Origin of the sequence: Kitasatospora sp. YST-16, from assembly GCF_026802215.1 — a bacterium.
In the GTDB taxonomy this organism is placed as follows: Bacteria; Actinomycetota; Actinomycetes; order Streptomycetales; family Streptomycetaceae; genus Kitasatospora; species Kitasatospora cineracea.
The window spans coordinates 7,187,983-7,209,931 of the sequence record NZ_CP113837.1 but is presented as its reverse complement, the minus strand read 5'-3'; the positions used below and the strand labels follow the sequence as shown (position 1 = coordinate 7,209,931).

Below are 21,949 nucleotides of genomic sequence, written 5' to 3'. Positions count from 1 at the left end.
CGGATGCCGGCTTCCGGGGTGCCCGTGATCACCGGGTGCCGAAAAACTGTGACAACTCGCACAGCCTGTGGGAGATCTTCTGGCGGGTTCCCTCTGGCGAACGTCTAGCGGCCCCGGGCAGGATCGGGCCATGGACCTCCTCGACATCCTGACCGACAAGGGCCTCCGCCGGGAACTTCCCTCCCGGGAGGAGGCGCTGGCCGTGCTGGCCACCACCGACGACCAGTTGCTGGACGTGGTCGCGGCCGCGGGCCGGGTGCGCCGCCAGTGGTTCGGCCGCCGGGTGAAGCTGAACTACCTGGTGAACCTGAAGAGCGGGCTGTGCCCGGAGGACTGCTCGTACTGCTCGCAGCGCCTCGGCTCGAAGGCGGAGATCCTCAAGTACACCTGGCTGAAGCCGGACCAGGCCGCCGAGGCCGCCGCCGCGGGTGTCGCGGGCGGGGCGAAGCGGGTGTGCCTGGTGGCGAGCGGGCGCGGCCCGACGGACCGGGACATCGACCGGGTCGCGGACACCATCGCGGCGATCAAGGACGCGGACGAGAACGTCGAGGTGTGCGCCTGCCTGGGCCTGCTCTCCGACAACCAGGCCGAGCGGCTGAAGGCGGCCGGCGCGGACGCGTACAACCACAACCTGAACACCTCCGAGGCCACCTACGGCGAGATCACCACCACCCACACCTACGCGGACCGGGTGGACACCGTGGCCAAGGCGCACGGCGCGGGCCTGTCGGCCTGCTCGGGCCTGATCGCGGGCATGGGCGAGAGCGACGAGGACCTGGTCGACGTGGTGTTCGCGCTGCGCGAGCTGGACCCGGACTCGGTGCCGGTGAACTTCCTGATCCCGTTCGAGGGCACCCCGCTCGCCGAGGAGTGGAACCTCACCCCGCAGCGCTGCCTGCGCATCCTGGCGATGGTCCGGTTCGTCTGCCCGGACATCGAGGTGCGGATCGCGGGCGGCCGCGAGGTGCACCTGCGCTCGATGCAGCCGCTGGGCCTACACATCGCCAACTCGATCTTCCTGGGCGACTACCTGACCAGCGAGGGCCAGGCCGGGCAGGCCGACCTCGACATGATCAAGGACGCCGGCTTCGAGGTGGAGGGCGCCGAGCAGACCACCCTCCCCCGCCACCGCGCCCACGCCGCCGCCGGTGCGGGCTGCGGCGGCCACCAGGAGGAGAGCGCCTGCGGGACGGGCGGCGGCTGCGGCCCGTGCGGCGGCCACGGTGCGGCTCCGGAGGCCGTCGCGGCCGAGCCGGGGTCGGGGTCGAAGCCGGGGTCGGAGTCGAAGCCGGGGTCGAAGCCGGAGCCGGAGTCGGACGAGGCGCGCACCGACCTGGTCCGGGTGCGCCGCCGCGGCGCCGGCACCGAACTGGCCCCGAACGCCTGATGGACCGTCAGAACGCGCTGGACGCCGCCCGGTTGCTCGAACTGGACCGGGCGCACGTCTGGCACCCGTACGGCCCGATGCCGGGGACGGTGCAGCCGCTCGTGGTGGAGTCGGCCGCGGGCGTGCGCCTGCGGCTGGCCGAACCGGTGGGCGGGCACCGGGAGTTGGTGGACGGGATGTCGTCCTGGTGGGCGGCGGTCCACGGCTACCGGCACCCCGTGCTGGACGCGGCGGTACGCACCCAGCTCGACTCGATGAGCCACGTCATGTTCGGCGGCCTCACCCACCGTCCGGCCGTCGAACTGGCGGTCAAGCTGGTCGAGTTGACGCCCGAGCCGCTGCAGCACGTGTTCCTCGCCGACTCCGGTTCGGTGGCGGTCGAGGTCGCGCTGAAGATGTGCCTGCAGTACTGGCGTTCGCTCGGCCGGCCGGAGAAGCACCGGGTGCTGACCTGGCGCGGCGGCTACCACGGCGACACCTTCCACCCGATGTCGGTGTGCGACCCCGAGGGCGGGATGCACCACCTGTGGGGCGGGGTGCTGCCCCGGCAGCTGTTCGCCGCCGAGCCGCCCGCCGGGTACGACGCCCCGGCCGACCCGGCGTACCTCGCGCACCTAGCCGAGCTGATCGGGCAGCACGCGGGCGAACTGGCCGCCGTGATCGTCGAACCGGTGGTGCAGGGCGCGGGCGGGATGCGCTTCCACTCCCCCGCGTACCTGCGCGCGCTGCGGGAGTTGTGCGACGCGCACGACGTGCTGCTGGTGTTCGACGAGATCGCCACCGGCTTCGGCCGCACCGGCGAGCTGTTCGCCGCCGACCACGCGGGCGTCGCGCCGGACGTGATGTGCCTGGGCAAGGCGCTGACCGGCGGGTACCTGACGCTGGCCGCGACGCTGTGCACGAGCCGGGTCGCCGAGGGCATCTCGCGCGGCGAGGTCCCGGTGCTCGCGCACGGCCCGACCTTCATGGGCAACCCGCTGGCGGCGGCCGTCGCCAACGCCTCGATCGACCTGCTGCTGCGGCAGGACTGGCGCGGCGAGGTGAAGCGGATCGAGTCGGCGCTGCACACCGCGCTCGCCCCGTGCGCGGGGCAGTCGGGGGTCGCGGACGTCCGGGTGCTCGGCGCGATCGGCGTGGTGCAGTTGGACGCGCCGGTCGACATGGCGGCGGCGACGGCGGCCGCGACCGAACAGGGCGTGTGGCTGCGGCCGTTCCGCGACCTGATCTACACCATGCCGCCGTTCGTCACCGCGGACGCGGACGTCGCCGCGATCGGCCGGGCGGTCGCCGCGGCAGCCGCCGCGTCCACCGCCGCCGGCCGCTAGCCCCCCTCCTTCCCCACCCTCAGCCAGGAGCACCCGCACCATGTCCACCGTCCTGTTCGTCACCGGCACCGGCACCGAGGTCGGCAAGACCCTGACCACCGCTGCGGTCGCCGCGCTCCGCCCGGAGCCGGTGGCGGTCCTCAAGCCCGGCCAGACCGGGCTCGGGCCGGACGAACCGGGCGACGTGGCCGAGGTCGTCCGGCTGGCCGGGCCACTGGTGCACGGGGTCGAACTGGCCCGCTACCCGGAGCCGCTCGCCCCCGAGACCGCCGCCCGCCGGGCCGGGCTGCCGGCCCTCGACCCGGAGGATGTCGCCAAGGCGGTGGCCGGGCTCGCCGCCGAGTACCGCACCGTCCTGGTCGAGGGCGCGGGCGGGCTGCTGGTCCGCTACGACGAGCGGGGCCACACCCTCGCCGACATCGCCCTGGCCGGCCGGCGCCTCGGCCTGGACGTCGAGTTCCTGCTCGTCGCCGCGGCCGGCCTGGGCACCCTGAACGCCACCGCGCTCACCGCCGAGGCCCTCCGCCACCGCGGCCTCCCCCTGCGCGGCGTCGTCATCGGCTCCTGGCCCGCCACCCCCGACCTCGCCACCCGCTGCAACCTCGCCGACCTCCCCACCGCCGCCGGCGCCCCCCTCCTCGGCGCCCTCCCCACCGGCGCCGCCGCCCACACCCCCGCCACCTTCCACCCCCTCGCCACCGCCTCCCTCGCCCCACCCCTCGGCGGCACCTGGAACGCCACCGCCTTCACCACCACCCACCACCCGGCCTGAGCCCCGCCAGCCCGTCCGATGGACCCCGCACCCGACGCCTCCCTCGCCCTGCGCGCGGGCATCCACTCCCCCGCGCAGGCCCTGGAGTTCGTCCGCTGGCTGGCCGCCGCCTGGACCGACCGGCCGCTCACCCCCGCGGACGGCTGCCCCGAGTCCGAACTCGCTGCCGCCGAAGCCAGATTGGGCCTCCGCCTCCCCGCCGCCCTGCGCGCCGGCTACGCCCTGTTCGGCCGCCGGGACGACCTGACCCGCAACCAGGACCCGCTGCTCCCGCCGTCCGGGCTCCACATCGACGAGGAGCTGGGCGGGGTCCTGGTCTTCCGGGACGAGAACCAGAGCTGCGCCTCCTGGGGCATCCCGCTGTCCGCCCTCGGCCAGGACGACCCGCCGGTGCTGGTGGAGGCGGGCAACGGCCGGATCCCCTTCCTGGACCGGATGTCACTGGCCTGGGTCGAACTCGTCCTGACCGAGTTCCTGCTCGGCTCCCCCCACTACGACGCCTGCGAGCTCCCGTCCGCCCTGCTGCCCGCCCTGCACGAGCACCACGCCCGCCTCCCCCTCCCCGACCACCCGATGTGGGCCGGTTGGAACGACTCCCCGATCCGCTGGTACGCCGCCCCCGGCCGCCTGCTCCGCCACGACGGCCTCGGCTCCCACTCCTGGCTCCACGCCTGCACCCGCACCCCGGCCGGCCTCGACACCCTGCACGCCGATTTCCCGACCCGCTGGGTCTGTTGAACGGCTCCCCGCCGCGCATTCGCCGCAATTATCCCTGACGCCCCGTCAGGTGATCGGAGGCTTGTCCGGAACGGTCGGTTGTCAGTGCTCGACGGAAGAATAACGGTCATGAACAACGCCGCTCTGCTCTCTTCCGGCGACTACGCCGATGCCGTTGCCACTGCCGCGCGGGCTGCCGCCGCCTACTACGGGGACGGGGCGACGGCGCTCGGGGACGACGAGTACGACGTGCTGGTGCGGGCGATCGCGGCGTACGAGGAGGCGCATCCGGGGGAGGTGCTGGCCGAGTCGCCGACGGGGAAGGTGGCGGGTGGTGCGGCAGTGGGGGACGTGCCGCACAGTGTGCCGATGCTGTCGTTGGACAACGTGTTCTCGGGGGAGGAACTCGCGGACTGGGCGGCCTCGTTGGAGCGCCGGCTGGGGCGGGCGCCGGCCGGGTGGTGCGTGGAGCCGAAGTTGGACGGGCTGGCGGTGGCGGCCCGGTACGAGGCGGGGGTGCTGCGGCGGGTGCTGACTCGCGGGAACGGGCTGGCGGGTGAGGACATCACGCACACGGCGGGGGACGTGCTGGGCCTGCCGGCCGTCCTCGCCGAGCCGGTGGACGTCGAGCTGCGCGGCGAAGTCCTGTTGACGCACGCGCAGTTCGAGGTGGCGAACGAGCTCCGGACGGCGCACGGCGCGGTGCCGTTCGCCAACCCGCGCAACGGCGCGGCGGGGACGTTGCGGGCCAAGGACCGGCCGTACCGGATCGAGTTGACGTTCTTCGCCTACGACGCGGTGGGCCTGGACGGGGCCGACGGCACCGGCGGGGCGCCGACGCACAGTGCGCTGCTGGAGCGGCTGGCGACGCTCGGGGCGAACACGGCGGCGTCGACGGCGGCCGCGCCGCTGCGCTGCGAGAGCGTCGAGGAGGTGCAGCGGCGGGTCGAGGAGATCGCGGGGATGCGGGCCGCGCTGCCGTTCGGCATCGACGGCGTGGTGGTGAAGGCCGACGACGCGGCCGACCAGCGGGACGCGGGCTCCGGTTCGCGGGCGCCGCGCTGGGCGGTGGCCCGCAAGCTCGCGGCGGAGCACAAGGTGACCAGGCTGCTGGGGGTGGAGTGGGCGGTGGGCCGGACGGGCATCATCGCGCCGCGCGCCGTGCTGGAGCCGGTGGTGATCGACGGGGTGACGGTGTCGTTCGCCACGCTGCACAACCCGGCCGACATCGAGCGGCGCGGGCTGATGCTGGGCGACCGGGTCTTCGTCTACCGCGCGGGGGACGTGATCCCGCGGGTGGAGGCGCCGCTGGTCGAGGAGCGCACCGGCGAGGAGCGGCCGATCGTCTTCCCGTCCGCCTGTCCGCGCTGCGGGGAGGCGATCGACACCGGTGAGCAGCGCTGGCGTTGCGTGCGGGGGCGCAACTGCCAGGCGGTGGCGTCGATCATCTACGCGGCGGGCCGCGACCAGTTGGACATCGAGGGCCTGGGTTCGACCCGGGCGGTGCAGCTGGTGGAGGCCGGGCTGGTGCGCGACCTGGCGGACGTGTTCACGCTGACCCGCGAGCAGCTGCTGTCGCTGGAGCGGATGGGCACCACCAGCACGGACAACCTGCTCGCGGCGATCGGAACCGCCCGGACGCGCCCGCTGAACCGGGTGCTGTGCGCGCTGGGCGTGCGCGGGACGGGGCGCAGCATGTCGCGGCGGATCGCGGCGCACTTCGGTTCGATGGCGGCGATCCGGGCGGCGGACGCGGAGGCGCTGGCGCTGGTGGACGGCATCGGCCCGGAGAAGGCCCGGCTGGTGGTGTCCGAACTCGCCGAGCTGTCCCCCCTGTTGGACCGGCTGGCGGAGCTGGGCGTGGGCACCCAGGTCACCGCGCCGGCCGTGGTGGCCGCGCCGGCCGATCCGGCGGCTGTCACGGAGGGGGCCGTCACGGAGGGGGCCGTCGCGGAGGATGGCGGTGCGCAGGCCGTCGTCGGCGGTCCGTTGAGCGGCGGTCCGTTGAACGGCGGTCCGTTGAGCGGTGAGGCGGTGGTGGTGACGGGCAGCATGACGGGGGCGTTGGCCGCGCTCTCCCGCAACGAGATGAACGAGCTGATCGAGCGGGCCGGCGGCAAGGCGTCGTCCTCGGTCTCCAAGCGGACCACGCTGCTGGTCGCCGGGGAGAAGGCCGGTTCGAAGCGCGCGAAGGCGGAGGAGCTGGGCATCCGGATCCTCGGCCCGGAGCAGTTCGCGGCGCTGGTCGCCGGGCTCCTGCCCGTCGCGGTCTGAGTCCGGTTCCTGCCGGCAGGGCGTCGTTCTGTCGGTCCGTCGGCCCGGTGCGGGTGGTGGTGATGGTGCCGCCTCCGTGCCGGGCCGACGGGTTTTCAGGAGGCAAAAGGGAGATAAAGGGATGACCATCGAACGGCTAACATTATGATCTGATGAGCAAGGTCGGTCGGGGTGGGCCGGATCGACCTGGACGCGTGACAACGGGGGCAGTGGTGTCGCAGCAGATCGTGGTGGATCCGGACAGTCTCCGGTCCGAGGGCAGCAGCATGGCGGCGGTCGGTGAGGACTTCCTGGCCGCGGTGAACGACCTGTCAGGACGGTTGCAGGCCCTGGAGAAGGGCGACACCCCGCCGTGGGGCGACGACGACCTGGGCGAGAAGTTCGGGGTCGTGTACGAGGGCCTGCGCGACGGGATGAAGGAGTCGATGCAGTCCCTGGGCGAGCGGATCGGCGAGATCGGCCAGAAGTTGCAGGGCATGGCGGCCAACCACGAGGCGAACGAGGCCACGACGGACGGCTCGTTCCGGACCCTGGAGTCCGCGCAGGGCCAGGTGGGGAGCGGCATCCACGCGCTGTACCGGCCGCGGGCGCACTGACCCGCGCCGTCCCGGCCCGCCTGGTCGTCCCGGCCGGCCTGTCCGACCGGTCTGTCGTGGCTGTGCTGTCCGACCTGGCTGTGCTGTCTGTCCTGTTGTGAAGTGCGTGTCGTTACGGGGGGTTTGGCGAAGTGTCGCTGATGTTGCCGGACAGCGTCGAGTGGGTCCTGGAGATGCTCGGCTTCGACTGGCCGACCGCGGACGAGGACAAGCTGATGGAGTCCGCGCAGGTGTGGCGCGACTTCGCCGACCAGGTCGAGGAGTTGCACTACCGGGCCGCCGGCGCCGCCAACAACGTGCTGGCGAGCAACGCGGGCGACTCGATCGACGCGTTCGCCAAGACCTGGGAGAAGTTCTCCGGCGGCGGCAGCGGCTACCTGGCGGACGCCGCGATGGCCGCCCGGCTGATCGCGGCGGCGTTCGACGCGGCCGCGGTGATCGTGATCACCTGCAAGGTCGCCGTGATCGCGCAACTCGTCGCACTGGCAGTGGAGTTGATCGCCGCCCAGGCCGCCGCACCGTTCACCCTCGGCCTGTCCGAACTGGGGGCCGCCGGAGCGACCCTGGCCACCAAGGCCATCGTGCGGCGCCTGCTGAAGGAACTCCGGCAGGCCCTGGTCGAGGCCATCATGGAGACGTTGAAGGAACCGGTCGTCTCCGCCGTCCAGGCCATGATCAGCGACCTGATCGCCCAGACCGTCAACCAGGGCTTCGGCGCCCAGAGCGGGTACGACCTCGGACGCACCGGCAAGGCGGGCGCCGAGGAGTTCAAGGACGCGGTCAAGAACTCGGGCCAGACCTTCACCGAGGCCCTCCGGGACGGCGCAGGCGCCCGAGCCGGCGGACACGCCCGCAGCGGACTGGACCACGCGGCGGGACGCGGCAGCGACTCCGGCTCGTCGGGCGGCAGCGACGGCAGTGGCGGCAGTGGCGGCAGCAGCAACGATGGCGGCAGCGGCAGCGGCACGGGCGCTTCCACCTCTGCCTCCGGCGGCAGCGGTTCCACTTCCGGCAGCGCTGGTTCCGCCTCCGGGAGCGGCGGAACGGCCTCCGGGAGCGGCGGGACGGCTTCGGGGGACAGCGGTCCGTCGTCGGGCAGCTCCGCTTCGGGCGTGCCGTCCGGCGGTGCTCCCACCGGGAGCAGCCCGGCTTCGGGGACGTCCAGCGGCGGCGGCCCGACCACGAGTACACCGGCCGGGAGCGGACCGTCCGGGACGGCTGCGTCCAGCAGCGGCCCGTCCGGTGACGGGCCGTCGGGGCAGAGCGCCCCCGGTCCGGGCGGTGAGTCTCCGCGTTCGCAGCAGCAGCCGGCGGCGACGACACCGGCGGGTGAGCCTCGTACCAACACGCCGCTCGACCCGTTCGGCACCCGGCTGACCCCCGACGCGGACAGTACCCCCGCCGCCGCCGGCCCGACCCCGAACAGCACCCCGGTCGACGCCAACTCGGCTTCCCCGGACGGACGTTCGGCACCGGACTCGTCACACCCCTCCCCCACGCCGAACAGCGACACCGGTACCGACACCGGCACCCGCCCGGACGCGGACACGACGCGGCCCGCTTCCAATCCTGCGGAGGGCGGCACCCCGTCCCGCACGCCGGACCACGACCCGGGCACTCACCCGGCCGCGTCCGACAACGCCCAGAACCGCGCGCCCGACGGCGATCCGACGCGTCCCGGCTCCACCGACAACGCCTCCTCCCGCACGCCGGACAGCGGTACGACCCGGCCCGACTCCGTCCCGTCGCACACGCCGGACGGGGACTCCGGCCGGCCCGGTCCCGCCCACGCCGACAGCACTCCGGACCGCACGCCCGACCACGACCCGGGCGCCCGCCCGGCGCCCGGCGAGGGCAACCCGCCGCCGCGCGCCTCCGAGGCCGCCCCGGCGGCCGGGCCTGCGCACGCGTCCGAGCGGCCGCACTCCGGTGACGTCCCGACGCCGCGCGACGAGAGCGCTCCGGCGGGGACCCGCCCGGACGCCGCTACCCCCGATCCGCGGACCGCCGAGCACGCCACGGCACCCACACCCACCCCTGCGCACGCCTCGTCCGAGGCTGGTCCCGCCCGGGTCGATCCCCGCGCGGCCTTCGCGGGGACCGCAGACCACGCCGGTACCGCAGATCACGCCGGGACCGCCTCCGGCGACGGGACCGCGGGCACCCGTCCCGTCAGCCTCAACACCGCCGGTCTGGGCGCCACCGCCACCGCTCCCCCGGCCCACTCCGGACCGGACCCGCGCCTGGGCCACACCCCGACGCCGACCCCGGAGCAGAGCGTCCCGGCCAGTACGCCGACCGGCGCCCCGATCGTGCCCGGCGCCGTCCCGACCGGTACCGTCCCGGGCGGCGCCACCCCGGGCGGCGCCGCCCCTGGCGGGAACGCCCCCGCGGCCACCCCCACCGGCAACCGCCCCACCGCCGCCCCCGCGCCCTCCGTCCCCCACCAGAACACCCCCGCCCAGAACGCCCCCGCCCCGCGCCCCGAGCAGCCGAGCCGGAACTCGACCCTCGGCCCGCGCCCCGCCGCCGACCGCGGCCCCGGCACGTCCCGCCCCGACGCCCTGTCCCACCAGGAACCGGCCGCCGCGCACACGCCCCGCCCCGAACGGGACAGCCCCGAACGGGACAGCCCCGAGCGGGACGGCTCCAGGCAGGACGGCTCGGACAACCGCGCCGCCCCCGGCGACAGCCCGGCCGCCGACAGCCGTCCGGTCAACGGGCGTCCGCTGTCCGACAGCCGCCCGTACGACGCCCCGGGCGGGCTCGACCGGGTGGACCCGCAGCATCAGCAGGACCTGGAGAGCCGCATCCCGCGGAACTCCGACGGGACTCCGCAGCGGCACCCGGATCCGAACGGCGACTGGCCCGGGGCGGTCAACGGCGACGGCCACCGCGCGCCCGGCCGGGACAACAACTGCCTCGACGTGGCGCTGTCCACCGCGGACACCTACAGCGGCAACCCGACCGCCGCCGCGCCGCGCAACGACTCGAGTCCGGACGGCGAGCAGGGCGGCCGCGACCGGGCGGAGCGCCAACTCGGCGCGCCGTTCCGGGACTTGGGCAACGGCGAGCAGGCGTTCCGGCGGATCGAGGACCAGCTCCGGGCGGCCGGCCACGGCTCGCAGGCCGTCATCGTCACCCAGGACGCCAACGGGCGCGCCCACGCCTGGAACGCGGTCAACCACGGCGGCCGGATCACCTACCTCGACAACCAGACCGGCCAGCGCGGCGACAAACCCCTGCACGACGGTGGCCACGGCGTCTTCGCCGTCCCGCTCGACCCGGACCGCCGCCCGCTCCCCGCCGGGAACGACGGCCCGAACCGCGGGGACGACGGCACCGACCGCCGCCCCGCCGACCCGGCCGGCAAGGGCAAGGATGCGCCCGGCCCCGACCCCGACGGGGACGGGAAGCAGAAGACCGACGACGGCAAGCCGCACCAGTCCCTCGCCGAGAAGCACAAGGACGATCCGGACCACCCGGCCCACGAGTCCGCCCGCACCGAGCACGAGCGGCTCGCCCCGCGGGAGAAGTCCGGCGACCACGTGTACGGGATCCTGGGCGACCAGGTCCAGCAGGATCTTCGCGGCACCAACGAAGTCCACCGGGTCGAGATGGAGTACGTCTACGACCAGTTGTACGCGTGGGCGGACAGCGGCCACCTCGGGGCCGCCCTCGACCGCGCCACGGGCGACAACCCGATGACGCTGCGCCGATCCGACCTGGAGCAGGCGCTGCCGGGCTTCGGGGACATGCACCCGGGTGAGCAGGGTGCAGTGGTGGCGTCGATGGGACGCATGAGCGACTCGTTCCACGAGCAGCACGGCCGGGGGAAGAGTCCCGAGGAGAAGCCCTACCCGTATTCGGCGGACCCCGACCAGCCGGGCTCCGGTCCGGGGCAGGCCGAGACCGAGAGCCGGGGTGCGGTCGACCACGGGAAGACCAAGTCCGACGGCGGGCTGAAGCTCGCGCAGGACTCCGAGGCCATCAAGAAGGAGATCAAGAAGGTCTTCGGGGTCAGCAAGTTCGAGGACTCCTTCGACCAGGCGGTCCACCGTCCCGACTTCACCGGGAAGAACTACGCGGTGCTGGAGGTCTACGACCCCACCACCAAGGAGGTCAGCTACGTCCTGGAGAGCTCGGTGCCGTCCGGCGGCGACCGGGCCGGCATCACGCCGTTGCACTCGGAGACGCACGCGGGCCACTGGATGGAGAACCTCAACCGCGGCCGCGACGAGAAGGACCGCTACGAGGTCCTGAGCCTCTACACCGAGCGCGAGCCCTGCGGCCGGGGAGCCGGCCACGCCAACTGCTCGGGCTACCTGTCGGAGAGCCACAAGGGCGTCCCCGTGCACTACGCCACTGGTTACCGTAAGGGGCAGAAGGTGGAGTCACCCAAGGTCGGGGACGCCGCGCCGGACACCTCGCAGGACAAGCCGAAGGGCAAGTCGAAGGGCAAGCTGACACCGCGCCAGCACATGAACCAGGACTTCGGCGACCATGTCGGCGAGGTGGCCAGGATCTGGCTGGTGACCGAGCAGCAGCGCCTCCAGTAGGACGGCGGTGGCCGCGGCAGCGGCGGTTCCGGGCGAGCCGGGCGAGTACGAGCGAGAGGGAGCGACGGGATGACGGGGCGGGACGAGGCGGCGGTCGAGACGGCCGTCGAGACGCTGGTCGGGCGGTTGCAGGACGGCGGCCCCGGGCTGGTCGTGGTGCGCGGAGCGGCGGGCAGCGGTCGGAGCGCGGTGCTCGGGGCCGTGGCCGAGCGCTTCCGGGACGCGGTCCTGGTGGACGCGGCCGGACGCAGTGCCGACTCGGTGGCGGCGGAGCTGATCGACCGGATCCGCCCGCCGCAGCGGCGGCGCTTCATGGCCCGCGACACGTACGGCGACTTGACCGACCTGGTCCTGGGGCTGCGCCAGGACAGCCAGCCTCGGACGGTCCTGGTCGCCAACGCCGAACTCGCGGGCTCGCTGCGCTCCGGCGGTGAGCCGCAGTTGATGCGGCAGGTGCTGGACACCCTCCGGATCGCCGCCGAGGAGGGCTGGCTGCGGTTGGTGGTCGAGCGGAGCGCCTCCGGCCCCCGCGACGAGCGGCCGTCGAACCGCGCGGTCACCGTCGTGGAGCTGCCGGGCGGTGCGGGTCCGGAGGAGTTCCGGGCGCTCGAAGAAGCGGTCTCCCCCGAGGTGCTGGGGGCCTTGCGCGCGCTGGCCAACGGCCAGTTGTGGCGGGCGCCGGTGGCGGCCTGGGCGCAGCTCTGCGCGGCGGCCGAAGTCCCCTACAGTGGACGGGAGTTGGCCGAACTGCCCTGGCTGGCCGAGGACGAGGACGGCATCGGGTTCGTCCGGCCCGCGCTGGCGGAGCAGTTGCGCTACGAGGGCGCGGAAGCCGCCGCGTTCCACCGCCGAATGACGGACCTCCTTATCGCCGACGGACCGGCCGAGCCGTGGGCCCTGCGGTCGCTGCCGGGCCACGCGGCCGCCGCCGGGCGGTTCGACGAACTGCTCGCCGACCCCGCGCTCCTGGCCAGGATCCCGCAGGAGGCACTGCTCGAGGCGTTCCGCGCCTGTTACCCGGACGGCATCGAACGGGGCACGCACGCGGCGGCCTTGCACTTCCTCAGCGGTTACGGCCTGGCCGGGGCCCCGCACGGCGAATGGGTCGCCTGGCTGGCCCACGACGCGTTCACCCGGGGGGACGTGGAGCGGGCCGAGGCCCTGGCCGAAGCCTCACCCGAGCCCCTGCCGTTCCGCACCGTCTGGTCCCGCTGGCGGGCCCCCGGGGACTTCACGCCGCCCACCGAGCCCGGTCACCAGAGCACGGTGGAGCTGGTGGATCCCGCCGAGTTCGACGGCGTGTCGGTGGTGGTGACCGAGGGCAGCGGTTCGCTCCGGCTGGTCCGGGACGCCGCTACGGGCCGCTTGCTGGCCGCGCTCACCGAGGAGTCCGCGGAGTCCGAGAAGTCCCGCCTGGTCATGCTGCCGGCGGACAGCGCGGCCCTGAACATCCGCGCGAACTACAACGTCACGGCCGTCCTGCCCCCGGGCGCCGACCGCAAGGCCCCCGCGCTCGGGGTGTTCCACCACCCGGACGCCGACTGGGGCGGCGCCGTCGGCGACCTGCTGGTGCTGGCCGGGGCGCAGGGCGCCTACGCCGTCCGGTTGGACGTCGACCTGCTCCGCGAAGGACCGGAGGAGCGGCTGCGTTCGCTGCTCGGCGGGGACGGGTTCCTGCTGCCGAAGCCGTTCGACCCGGCCGAAGTGGCGGACGCACGAAGCCTGTTGGAGCGGGCGTTCGGCCCCGAGCGGATCCACCGCCTGGCGGCGGACGAACTGCCCGCCGGGATCACCCACGAGCCGACCCGCCGACTGCTCACCGAGGTGGGCGTGCCGAAGGCGGCGGGGCTGGTCGGCCTGTGGCTGACGCCGCACGAGGGGCTGCCGGTGCGGGCCTGGGAGTCCACCGCCGACGCGGAACAGCCGCCCGGCAGCGGACCGTTCCACCTGATCGGCGACTGGATGGGCGCCCCACTGCTGCTGGACGGCTCCGACGGCCGGGTGCTGCGCATGCTGAACCCGCAGTCGCCCGACTACACGGCTCCGCGGGAACCGCTGGTGGGCAGTTCGCTGGAGTCCTTCGTCACGATGGTGGCGCTGGAGAAGCAGTACCTGGAGGTGTACCGCACCGAGGGCCCGGACACCTACGACGTGCTGGAGGAGCTCCAGACCCAGGTCGCGGGCGTGGACCGGGCCGCCGCCGGGTCCGACGTCTGGCAGTACGCCCTCGAATCCGACAACTGGGGGGACTGACCGCCCCGCCCGCCCCCCGTTCCCGACTGTCCTCGCACCGTCCTCGCACCGGAGAGCCCTCGACGTGACCGACTCCAGCAACGCCGCCGTCCCGCAGCAGTCCTACCAGCCCCGAGCGACGGGGCAGGTCGAGACGGCGGTCGACGCGTTGACCGAGCGGCTGCGGGACGGCGGGCCCGGGCTGGTCGTGGTGCGCGGAGCGGCGGGCAGCGGGCGGAGCGCGGCGCTCCGGGGCGTGGCCGAGCGGTTCCCGGGCGCGGTTCTGGTGGACGCGGCCGGGCGCAGCGCCGATTCGGTGGTGGCGGAGTTGCTCGACCGGGTCCGCCTCCGGAACCCCCGCCGTCCGGCGGAAGGCGACAGGTCCCGCAGCCTGTACGACCTCGGGGAAGCCCTGCGCAGGGCGGAACGGCCCCCGGTGGTCCTGGTGGCCAATGCCGAACTCGCGGGCTCGCTCCGTTCCGGCGCCGAGCCGCGCCTGGTGCGGACGGTGCTGAGCGACCTGCGGAAGGCGGCCGAGAAGGGCCGGCTGCAGCTGGTGGCCGAGCAGAGCGTCTCCTACCCCTACAACGAGGGGGCGTCCAAGCGCGGGATCACCGTCGTGGAGCTGCCGGGCGGTGCGGGCCCGGAGGAGTTCCGGGCGCTCGAAGAAGCGGTCTCCCCCGAGGTGCTGGGGGCCTTGCGCGCGCTGGCCAACGGCCAGTTGTGGCGGGTACCGGTGGCGGCCTGGGCGCAGCTCTGCGCGGTGGCCGAAGTCCCCTACAACGAAGGGGAGTTGACCTCACTAGCTGCCGAACTCTCCTGGCTGGTCGAGGACGAGGACGGCATCGGGTTCGTCCGGCCCGCGCTGGCCGAGCAGTTGCGTTACGAGGACGAGACGGCCGCCGCGTTCCACCGCCGGATGACGGATCTCCTCCTCGCCGACGGACCGGCCGAGCCGTGGGCCCTGCGGTCGCTGCCGGGCCACGCGGCCGCCGCCGGGCGGTTCGACGAACTGCTCGCCGATGCCTCGCTGCTGGCCAGGATCCCGCAGGACGCGCTGGTCGAAGCGTTCCGCGCCTGCTACCCGGACGGCATCGAACGGGGTACGCGCGCGGCGGCCCTGTACTTCCTGGTCGGTTACGGTCTGGCCGGGGCCCCGCACGGCGAGTGGGTCGCCTGGCTGGCCCACGACGCGTTCACCCGGGGCGAGGTGGAGCGGGCCGAGGCCCTGGCCGAAGCCTCGCCCGAGCCGCTGCCGTTCCGCACCGTCTGGTCCCGCTGGCGGGCTGCCGGGGACTTCACGCCGCCCACCGACCCGAGCCATCGCAGCGCCGTGGAAATCGTGGAACCCGCCCTATTCGAGGGCGAGTTGGCGGTGGTGACCGAGGGTGGCGGCCCGTTGCGCATCGTCCGGGACGCTGCCACCGGCGAGCTGCTCGCCCCGCCGTTCACCAGGGGGTCCGAAGCTCCCGGGCTCGTCGTGCTGCCGGCGGACAGTGCGGCTCTGAACGTCCGCGCGAACGACAACGTCACGGCCGTCCTCGCCCCCGGCACCGACCGCGGCACCGCCCCCGCGCTCAAGGTCTTCCACCACCCGGACGCCGACCGGGCCGGCGCCGTCGGCGACCTGCTGGTACTGGCCGGTTGCCAGGGCGCCTACGCCGTCCGGCTGGACGTCGACCTGCTCCGCGAAGGACCCGAGCGGCGGCTGCGCCCGCTGGCCAGGTGGCACCGGCGCCTGCTGCCGAAGCCGTTCGACCCGGCCGAAGTGGCGGACCTCCGAAGCCTGTTGGAGCGGGCGTTCGGCCCCGAGCAGATCCACCGCCTGACGGCGGACCAGCTGCCCGCCGGGATCACCCACGAGCCGACCCGCCGACTGCTCACCGAGGTGGGCGTGCCGGAGGTCGCGGATCTGATCAGCCTGCGCCTGGCCCCGCAGGAGGGGCTGCCGGTGCGGGCCTGGGAGTCCACCGCCGACGCGGAACAGCCGCCCGGCAGCGGACCGTTCCACCTGATCGGCGACTGGATGGGCGCCCCACTCCTGCTGGACGGCTCCGACGGCCGGGTACTGCGCATGCTGAACCCGGCGGCCCATGACTACGACCGTCCGCGGGAACCGCTCGCGGGCAGTTCGCTGGAGTCCTTCCTCACCATGGCGGCGCTCCAGGAGCAGTACCTGCGGGTGTACCGCAGCGAAGGCCCCGACACGGGCTGCGTGCTGGAGGAGCTGGGGATCCGGCTCGCCGGCGTGGACCCCTCCGCAGCCGGGTCCGACACCTGGGGCTACGTCCTCGAGCCCTACAACTGGGCCGACTGACCGCCCCGCCCGCCCCCGTTCCCGACTGTCCTTGCACCGTCCTCGCACCGGAGAGCCCTCGACGTGACCGACTCCAGCAACACCGCCGTCCCGCAGCAGTCCTACCAGCCCCATCCGTACCTGGGCGGGCGGGCGGTGGCGCTGCGTGCGCTGGCGGCCTGGCGTTCGGGGGGTGCGGGGGTGCCCCGGACGGTGCTCGTGACGGGGGGGTCGGGCAGTGGGCGGTCCCGGTTGCTGGCGGGGTTCCTGATGCTCTGCGAGCCGTCCCGGCGGGAGGAGTTCGACCTGTCCGTGCTGGATCCGGCCACCGTGCCGCCGGGTGAGCTGCCCACGCCGCCGGTGTTCGACGCCACCGGGCTGTCGGCCGTTCAGTTGCGCTGGCTGGTGGCCGACCACTTCTCGCCGGGTGCGGTTCGCGCCGAGGAGTTGGACGAACGACTGGCCGGGATCGGGTCGGCCGGGGAGCCGGTGGCGGTGGTGGTCGCGGACGCCGACCGGGCGGGTGTGCTGCCGCAGTCGGGCGAGCCTGCCCGGGTCGCCGAGGAGGTGTTGCGGCCGCTCGCCCTGGCGGCCGGTGTCCGGCTGCTGGCCGAGGTGGACCGGGCCGACGCGGACCGGCTGGCCGGGGTGCTGCCCGCCGGGGAACTGCTGGTGATCGACCTCGACCGGGAGCCGTGGCGGGACGAGGAGGGGCTGCGGCTGCAGGCCGAGTTCTCCCTCCCGCAGCCGGACGGTGCGGCGCAGTTGGCCCGTACGGCGGACGGTCCGCTGGTGGTCCGGCTGGCCGCCTGGTCGGCCCGCAGCGCGCCGGACGGGCCGGTCCCGCTGCCCCGTACCGTCGGGGACGCGCTCGACCTGCAGGCCGAGCTTCACGGTGTCACCGAGCTGACCCTGCGCCGGCTGCTCGCCCCGTTGGCGCTGGCCGGGCCGGGCGAGCCGCTGCCGCTCGACCTCTGGGCGCCGCTCGCCTCGGCGGTCGCGGGCAAGGACCTCGGCCCGGCGCTGGCGGGCGGGCAGCACCTGCTGCTGCCGTTCTTCGACCTGGTCACGGCGGAGGGGCGGCCGCCCGCCGTCCGGATCGTCCACCCGGCGCTCGGCGCGGAGCTGCGCGCCCGCCTCGGCAGCACCGTCCACGAGGTGCAGCGCCGCCTGGCCACGGCGCTGCTCGCCACCCTGGGCAGCAGCGACGGCGACGGCGACGGCGGTGATAGCGACAACGACGGCCCGGGCCGGTGGGCGGCGGCCGCGCCGTACGTCCGGGAGCAGCTGGTCGGCCACGCGCTGGAGGGCGGTCTGCTGCCGGGGCTGCTCGCGGACCCGGGGTTCCTGCTGCACGCCGAGCAGGTGCGGCTGCGGGCCGCGGTGGAGCACCTGGTCGCCACCGGTGCCGAGTTGCCGCCGCCGGCCCGGACCTGGCTGCGGTTGGCGCCGCTGTTCACCCGTCAGGAGCCGGGTCCGGAGCTGCGCGCCGCCCTGTTGGAGCACGCGGCCCGCCAGGACGGTCTGCCCGCGCCGGAGTTCGGCCTCCCGCTGCCGTGGCGCACGCTGTGGGCCCGGCCGCTGGACGGGGTCCGGGCGGTCACGGCGGCCGCCCGGCCCGGGGGCGGGGCCGTGCTGGTGGCCTACCGGCCGGGCGCGGAGCCGGAGTTGGCGGTCTACGACGCGCTGACCGGCGAGCCGGACGGCACCGATCCGGCGCTGCTCGTCCGTCCCACCGACGAGGAGCGCTCCGCGACCCCGCTGGGGCTCAGCACCGGCGGCGACTACCTGCGGCTGTGGACCCGGGAGGCGGACGGCCGGGCGGGCGCGCAGGTCGCGCTGTTCCTCTCCGCCGAACCGCTGGGCGGCGCCGACCTGACCCCGGACGGCCTGCTACTGCTGGCCGACGCCCGCGGTGTCGCCGCCCTGCGCCCGACCGCCCTGGCGTCCGTTCCCCCGGCCGACCCGGCCGACCCGGCGTCCGCCGCCCCGGACGCCCCCGTGCCCGCGCCCGCGCCCGCGTCCGCCGCCCCGGACGCCCCCGTGCCCGCCCCCGCGCCCGTGCCCGCGGCTCCGGCGTCCGCCGACCTGGCCGCCCCCGCTGACCCCGCGGCCCCGGCCGCTGTGCCCGCCGGTTGAGGCGGGCGGCTGCATTACTGTGAACCCTGTCCGACCGGCCCTGAAGGAGAACGACCGCGTGACGACCCGCGAGCAGGCGATCGAGGCGGCCCACCAGTGGATCAACGGTGCCAAGCCCGAGGAGCAGTGGCACCGGATCGGCGTGCACGAGTTCGAGCTGGGCTGGGTGCTGTGGCCGGTGCTGCCGGCCGCCGGGCCGGACCCGGCGACCGGGGAGCGCCGGGCGCCTGCCGAGATCGGCACCGCCTGCGCGGTGGTCGACCGGGAGACCGGTGAGCTGACGCACTGGCCCTCGGTGCCGGTCGACGAGGTGGTGCAGCTCTACCGGGACAAGCTGGGCGCGGGCTCGTACGACCCCTCCCGTCCGCCGCTGGTCGGCCCGGGTGCCTCCGCCGTGCTGGGGTACCGGGACGCGCAGGGCGAGGAGCAGAGCCTGTTCCTGCTCTCCACTCCCGGGACCGGCCACCCGGAGGTGCGGGCCTGGCGGACGCTCCAGGAGCGGGGGGTGCGCCCGGAGGACGTGTTGTCGGTCTACACCGACCTGCGCCCGTGCGAGCTGCCCGGCGGCTACTGCGCGGCGGTGCTGCTGGCCGAGCTGCCGGTCGCCTCGTTCTCCTACGGCCACGACTACGGTCCGCGCTACGACCGCCGGGCGGCGGCCGTCCGGGCCCTCACCGACGCCACCGAGGAGTCCTTCCGGGCGGCCGGGCGGCCGGTGCCGCCGCGGCCCAACCGGGTGCCGTTCCCGCGTGCGGTGCCCGCCGCGGACGCCGAGCGCGACGCCGCCCTGGGGCGCCGGCTGGCCGGGTTGTTCGGTGCGGAGGGCGTGCACCGGGCGGACGCGGACGACGCGGCGGCCTCTCCGCTGCCCGAGGCGGCCCGGCAGACGCTGGTGTGGGCGGGGCTGCCGGTCCGGGTCGAGGGCTTCTTCGCGCTGGTGCCCGGGCTGCCGGACGTGGCCGGGCACCTGGCGGCGGTCGGCCGCGGTGCCCGGGTCCCGGACCGGGTCCGGGCCGTGCTGGCGGAGTACGTGCTGCTGGGCACCGACGGCCACGCGCTGGTGGCCGTCCAGTGCACCGCCGAGGGCGCCGGCCGGGTCTGGGCCGTCGACCCGGACAACGGCACCGGCCGCTACCTGAACGCCGACCTCAACTCCTACCTCCGCTGCCTGGCCCTGCTGGCCGAGCGCCGCCCCGCCCTGCGCGGCCTCGACCCGTACGCGGCGGCCGGTGTCGTCGACGCCTTCCAGCGCGAGCTGGCCGCCCTCGACGGCACGGTCTTCGACGACCCGGAGAACTGGTGGGCGGTCGTCGTCGAGCAGCTCTGGGACGGCATGCTCTAGAGGACCTGATCCGGGGCGGCCCCCGCTGCTTCCCCTCTTCTTCCCGGTGGCCCGTCAGTTCGCGGTGGTGTTCTCGCCCGCGAGCAGGCGGGCCACCAGTGCGTCCACCAGGGCGGTGCGGTGTTCGGGGGTGAACAGGTCGGGGAGGGTGAGCCGTTCGAGGATCAGCCAGTTCAGGGCGAGGATGAGCAGCTGGACGGTGGTGGCGTCGCCGGGGAGGCCGGCGGCGAGGTGGTAGTCGGTGTTGAAGCGGACGTCCTCGCCGATCCGGCGGGTGAGGACCTCGCGCAGTTCGGGGCGGCGCAGCGCGGCGAGGCGCAGTTCGAGCAGGGCGAGGAAGCCGGTGGGGAAGGCGGCGACGCGGTCGACGACCTGGTGCATGAGGGCGGTGACCCGGGCGGCGTCGCGGGGGCCTTCGAGGCCCTGGGCGAGGGTGTCGGCGTCGGGTTCGAGGCGTTCGTAGACGCGGTCGGCGCACTGGGCGAGCAGGGCGTTCCGGTTGGCGAAGTAGTTGGAGGCGGTGCCGGCTGGGACGGCGGCGCGCTGGTCGACGGCGCGGAAGGTGAGGCCGCGGGCGCCTTCCTCGGCCAGGACTTCGAGGGCGGCGTCGAGCAGGGCGGCTCGGCGCTCGGGGTTGCTGCGGGCCATCGCTTGTAACCACTCCAGACGTAGTGCTACGGTCTTACCACTCCGGCCAGAGTACTACGGAACGAGTGCTCACCGGCCTTCCCTGTCGAGAGGTTCCTGGATGCGAAAGCTCGTGTACTACGTCGCCGTCTCCGTGGACGGCTTCATCGCCGGCCCGTCCGGCGAGTTCGACTTCTACCCCGGTGCGCCGGACATGGCGCAGCACCAGCTGGACGAGTACCCGGAGACCATTCCGGTGCAGGCCCGCCCGCAGCTCGGTCTGACGGACACCCCCAACAAGCACTTCGACACGGTGCTGATGGGCCTGGGCGCCTACCGCCCGGGCCTGGACGCGGGCATCCCCAGCCCGTACCCGCACCTGGAGCAGTACGTGGTCTCCAGCACGCTGCCCGGCGTGGACGACCCGGCGGTGCACCTGGTGCGCGCCGATCCGCTGGGCCTGGTGCGGGAGTTGAAGCAGCGGCCGGGCAGCGGCGACCTCTGGCTGTGCGGCGGCGGCCGGCTGGCCGCCGAACTGCTGCCGGAGATCGACGAGTTGGTGTTCAAGCGGTACCCGGTGGTGGCGGGCGGCGGGATCCCCGCGTTCGCCGGTCCGCTGCGCCCGCGCCCGTTCGCCCCGGTGGAGACCCTGGCCTTCAGCCACGGCGGCACCGTCACCACCTACCGTCCGGCCGGGTGACGCGGGCGGGCGGCGGAGCGGACCGAGTTGCCGTACGACGACGCCGCCGGGCGGGACGAGGGATTCCCCGACTGCCGGGCACGCTGACGGGCGAGCAAGTGGCCGCCGACACGGCCGCGGCGCTGGGCGTCGGCGCGGCGCTGGGCGGCGGAGCGGGGCGGGCGTTCGTCGGCTTCTCGGTCGGCGACCACCTCGGGCTGCTGGCCGGCACCCGGCTGCCGCTGGACGCGGTCGTCGCCTGCTACCCCGGCTGGACACTGGAGGGCGGCACCCCGCCGGCCGACGACCGTCCGCCGCTCGCCGAGCGGGGCGCCGCCGCGCTCGCCGCCCACGGTACCGCGGTGCTCGGCCTGGTCGGCGCCGACGACCACGTCGTCCCGCCCGAGCAGTGGGCCCGGATCGGCGAGCGCCTCACCGCCGCGGGCGTCCGCACCGACCTGGTCAGCTACCCGGGCGTCCCGCACGGCTTCCTGTGCGACCACCGCCCCGCCACCCACCGGCCCGCCGAGAGCGCGGACGCCTTCGCCCGCATCCTCGCCGCCCTGGCGGCCGTGACGGTCCTGCACCCCCGACCGCCCACCGCGCCCACCGCCCCGCTCACCGCCGTCCGGCGGCGGGCGGGGCGCCCGTCGTGCGCGGGGCGTCAGGCGGCGGGCGATCAGGGGTCCTCGGGCGTGCGCGGGCTGCTCCGAACGGGCGCCTTCCCGTCACCGGCCGGGCCGCCCGGGCGTTGAACGGCCGTCAAGCCGTTCCCCCACCCCCGCACGCCCGAGGACCCCGCCCCATGCGCACCGCACTCTCCGCCCTCGCCCTCGCCGCCGCCCTCCTCGCCCCCGCGGCCCCGGCCCTCGCCGACGACTCCCCCGCCCCCGTCCCCAACCAGGGCTACAGCATCCCGGTCGGCGCGATCACCGACCTCGGCGCCCTCCCGATGCTCGGTGGCCTCGGCAACGACTTCGCCCACCTGCTCGGCCATTGACATC

15 protein-coding genes are annotated in these 21,949 nt (G+C 74.9%); 14 read left to right on the top strand and 1 reads right to left on the bottom strand.

Annotated features, from left to right (window positions below):
• Positions 1 to 130 precede the first annotated feature (130 nt).
• The 11 genes from bioB to OU787_RS32345 all read left to right on the top strand — a co-directional run bounded on the left by bioB (position 131) and on the right by OU787_RS32345 (position 19,639).
• The gene (bioB, locus tag OU787_RS32395; RefSeq protein WP_268661510.1) at positions 131 to 1,387 is read left to right on the top strand and encodes a biotin synthase BioB; all 1,257 of its coding nucleotides are present in this window, start codon (positions 131 to 133) and stop codon (positions 1,385 to 1,387) included.
• Positions 1,387 to 2,712 carry an adenosylmethionine--8-amino-7-oxononanoate transaminase gene (locus OU787_RS32390; protein ID WP_268661509.1) on the top strand — a complete coding sequence of 442 codons (1,326 nt, stop codon included), beginning with the start codon at positions 1,387 to 1,389 and terminating at the stop codon, positions 2,710 to 2,712. Before bioB ends, OU787_RS32390 begins: the two co-directional genes overlap by 1 nt.
• Positions 2,713 to 2,752: 40 nt before the next feature.
• The gene (gene bioD / locus OU787_RS32385) at positions 2,753 to 3,484 is read left to right on the top strand and encodes a dethiobiotin synthase (RefSeq protein ID WP_268661508.1); all 732 of its coding nucleotides are present in this window, start codon (positions 2,753 to 2,755) and stop codon (positions 3,482 to 3,484) included.
• An 18-nt stretch (positions 3,485 to 3,502) separates the two neighbouring features.
• Positions 3,503 to 4,222 (top strand): SMI1/KNR4 family protein, encoded by a 720-nt coding sequence (locus OU787_RS32380; protein WP_268661507.1) that lies wholly within the window; start codon positions 3,503 to 3,505, stop codon positions 4,220 to 4,222.
• A 108-nt stretch (positions 4,223 to 4,330) separates the two neighbouring features.
• Positions 4,331 to 6,475, top strand: coding sequence for an NAD-dependent DNA ligase LigA (ligA, locus tag OU787_RS32375; RefSeq protein ID WP_268661506.1), 2,145 nt, complete (start codon positions 4,331 to 4,333; stop codon positions 6,473 to 6,475).
• 212 nt (positions 6,476 to 6,687) lie between these two features.
• On the top strand, positions 6,688 to 7,071 hold the full coding sequence (locus tag OU787_RS32370) for a WXG100 family type VII secretion target (RefSeq protein ID WP_198545113.1): 384 nt from the start codon (positions 6,688 to 6,690) through the stop codon (positions 7,069 to 7,071).
• 140 nt (positions 7,072 to 7,211) lie between these two features.
• Positions 7,212 to 11,630 carry a toxin glutamine deamidase domain-containing protein gene (locus tag OU787_RS32365; protein WP_268661505.1) on the top strand — a complete coding sequence of 1,473 codons (4,419 nt, stop codon included), beginning with the start codon at positions 7,212 to 7,214 and terminating at the stop codon, positions 11,628 to 11,630.
• A 69-nt stretch (positions 11,631 to 11,699) separates the two neighbouring features.
• Positions 11,700 to 13,883, top strand: coding sequence for an SUKH-4 family immunity protein (locus OU787_RS32360; protein ID WP_268661504.1), 2,184 nt, complete (start codon positions 11,700 to 11,702; stop codon positions 13,881 to 13,883).
• Between the two features lie 64 nt (positions 13,884 to 13,947).
• Complete coding sequence (locus tag OU787_RS32355; protein WP_268661503.1) at positions 13,948 to 16,179, top strand: SUKH-4 family immunity protein; 2,232 nt, start codon at positions 13,948 to 13,950, stop codon at positions 16,177 to 16,179.
• Between the two features lie 63 nt (positions 16,180 to 16,242).
• Positions 16,243 to 18,297: a hypothetical protein gene (locus OU787_RS32350; protein ID WP_051818257.1), complete on the top strand. Its 2,055-nt coding sequence runs from the start codon at positions 16,243 to 16,245 to the stop codon at positions 18,295 to 18,297.
• 58 nt (positions 18,298 to 18,355) lie between these two features.
• Positions 18,356 to 19,639, top strand: coding sequence for an SUKH-4 family immunity protein (locus OU787_RS32345; RefSeq protein WP_030464569.1), 1,284 nt, complete (start codon positions 18,356 to 18,358; stop codon positions 19,637 to 19,639).
• 54 nt (positions 19,640 to 19,693) lie between these two features.
• Here the strand turns inward: OU787_RS32345 and OU787_RS32340 are convergent, their stop codons facing one another.
• Positions 19,694 to 20,287 carry a TetR/AcrR family transcriptional regulator gene (locus OU787_RS32340; protein ID WP_030464570.1) on the bottom strand — a complete coding sequence of 198 codons (594 nt, stop codon included), beginning with the start codon at positions 20,285 to 20,287 and terminating at the stop codon, positions 19,694 to 19,696.
• A gap of 100 nt (positions 20,288 to 20,387) precedes the next feature.
• Between OU787_RS32340 and OU787_RS32335 the strand changes: the two genes are divergently transcribed.
• From OU787_RS32335 to OU787_RS32325, 3 genes are all read left to right on the top strand, one after another.
• Positions 20,388 to 20,966, top strand: coding sequence for a dihydrofolate reductase family protein (locus OU787_RS32335; protein ID WP_030464571.1), 579 nt, complete (start codon positions 20,388 to 20,390; stop codon positions 20,964 to 20,966).
• A gap of 98 nt (positions 20,967 to 21,064) precedes the next feature.
• The gene (locus tag OU787_RS32330) at positions 21,065 to 21,700 is read left to right on the top strand and encodes a dienelactone hydrolase family protein (RefSeq protein WP_268661502.1); all 636 of its coding nucleotides are present in this window, start codon (positions 21,065 to 21,067) and stop codon (positions 21,698 to 21,700) included.
• Between the two features lie 50 nt (positions 21,701 to 21,750).
• Positions 21,751 to 21,945, top strand: coding sequence for a hypothetical protein (locus tag OU787_RS32325; RefSeq protein ID WP_030461838.1), 195 nt, complete (start codon positions 21,751 to 21,753; stop codon positions 21,943 to 21,945).
• Positions 21,946 to 21,949 lie beyond the last annotated feature (4 nt).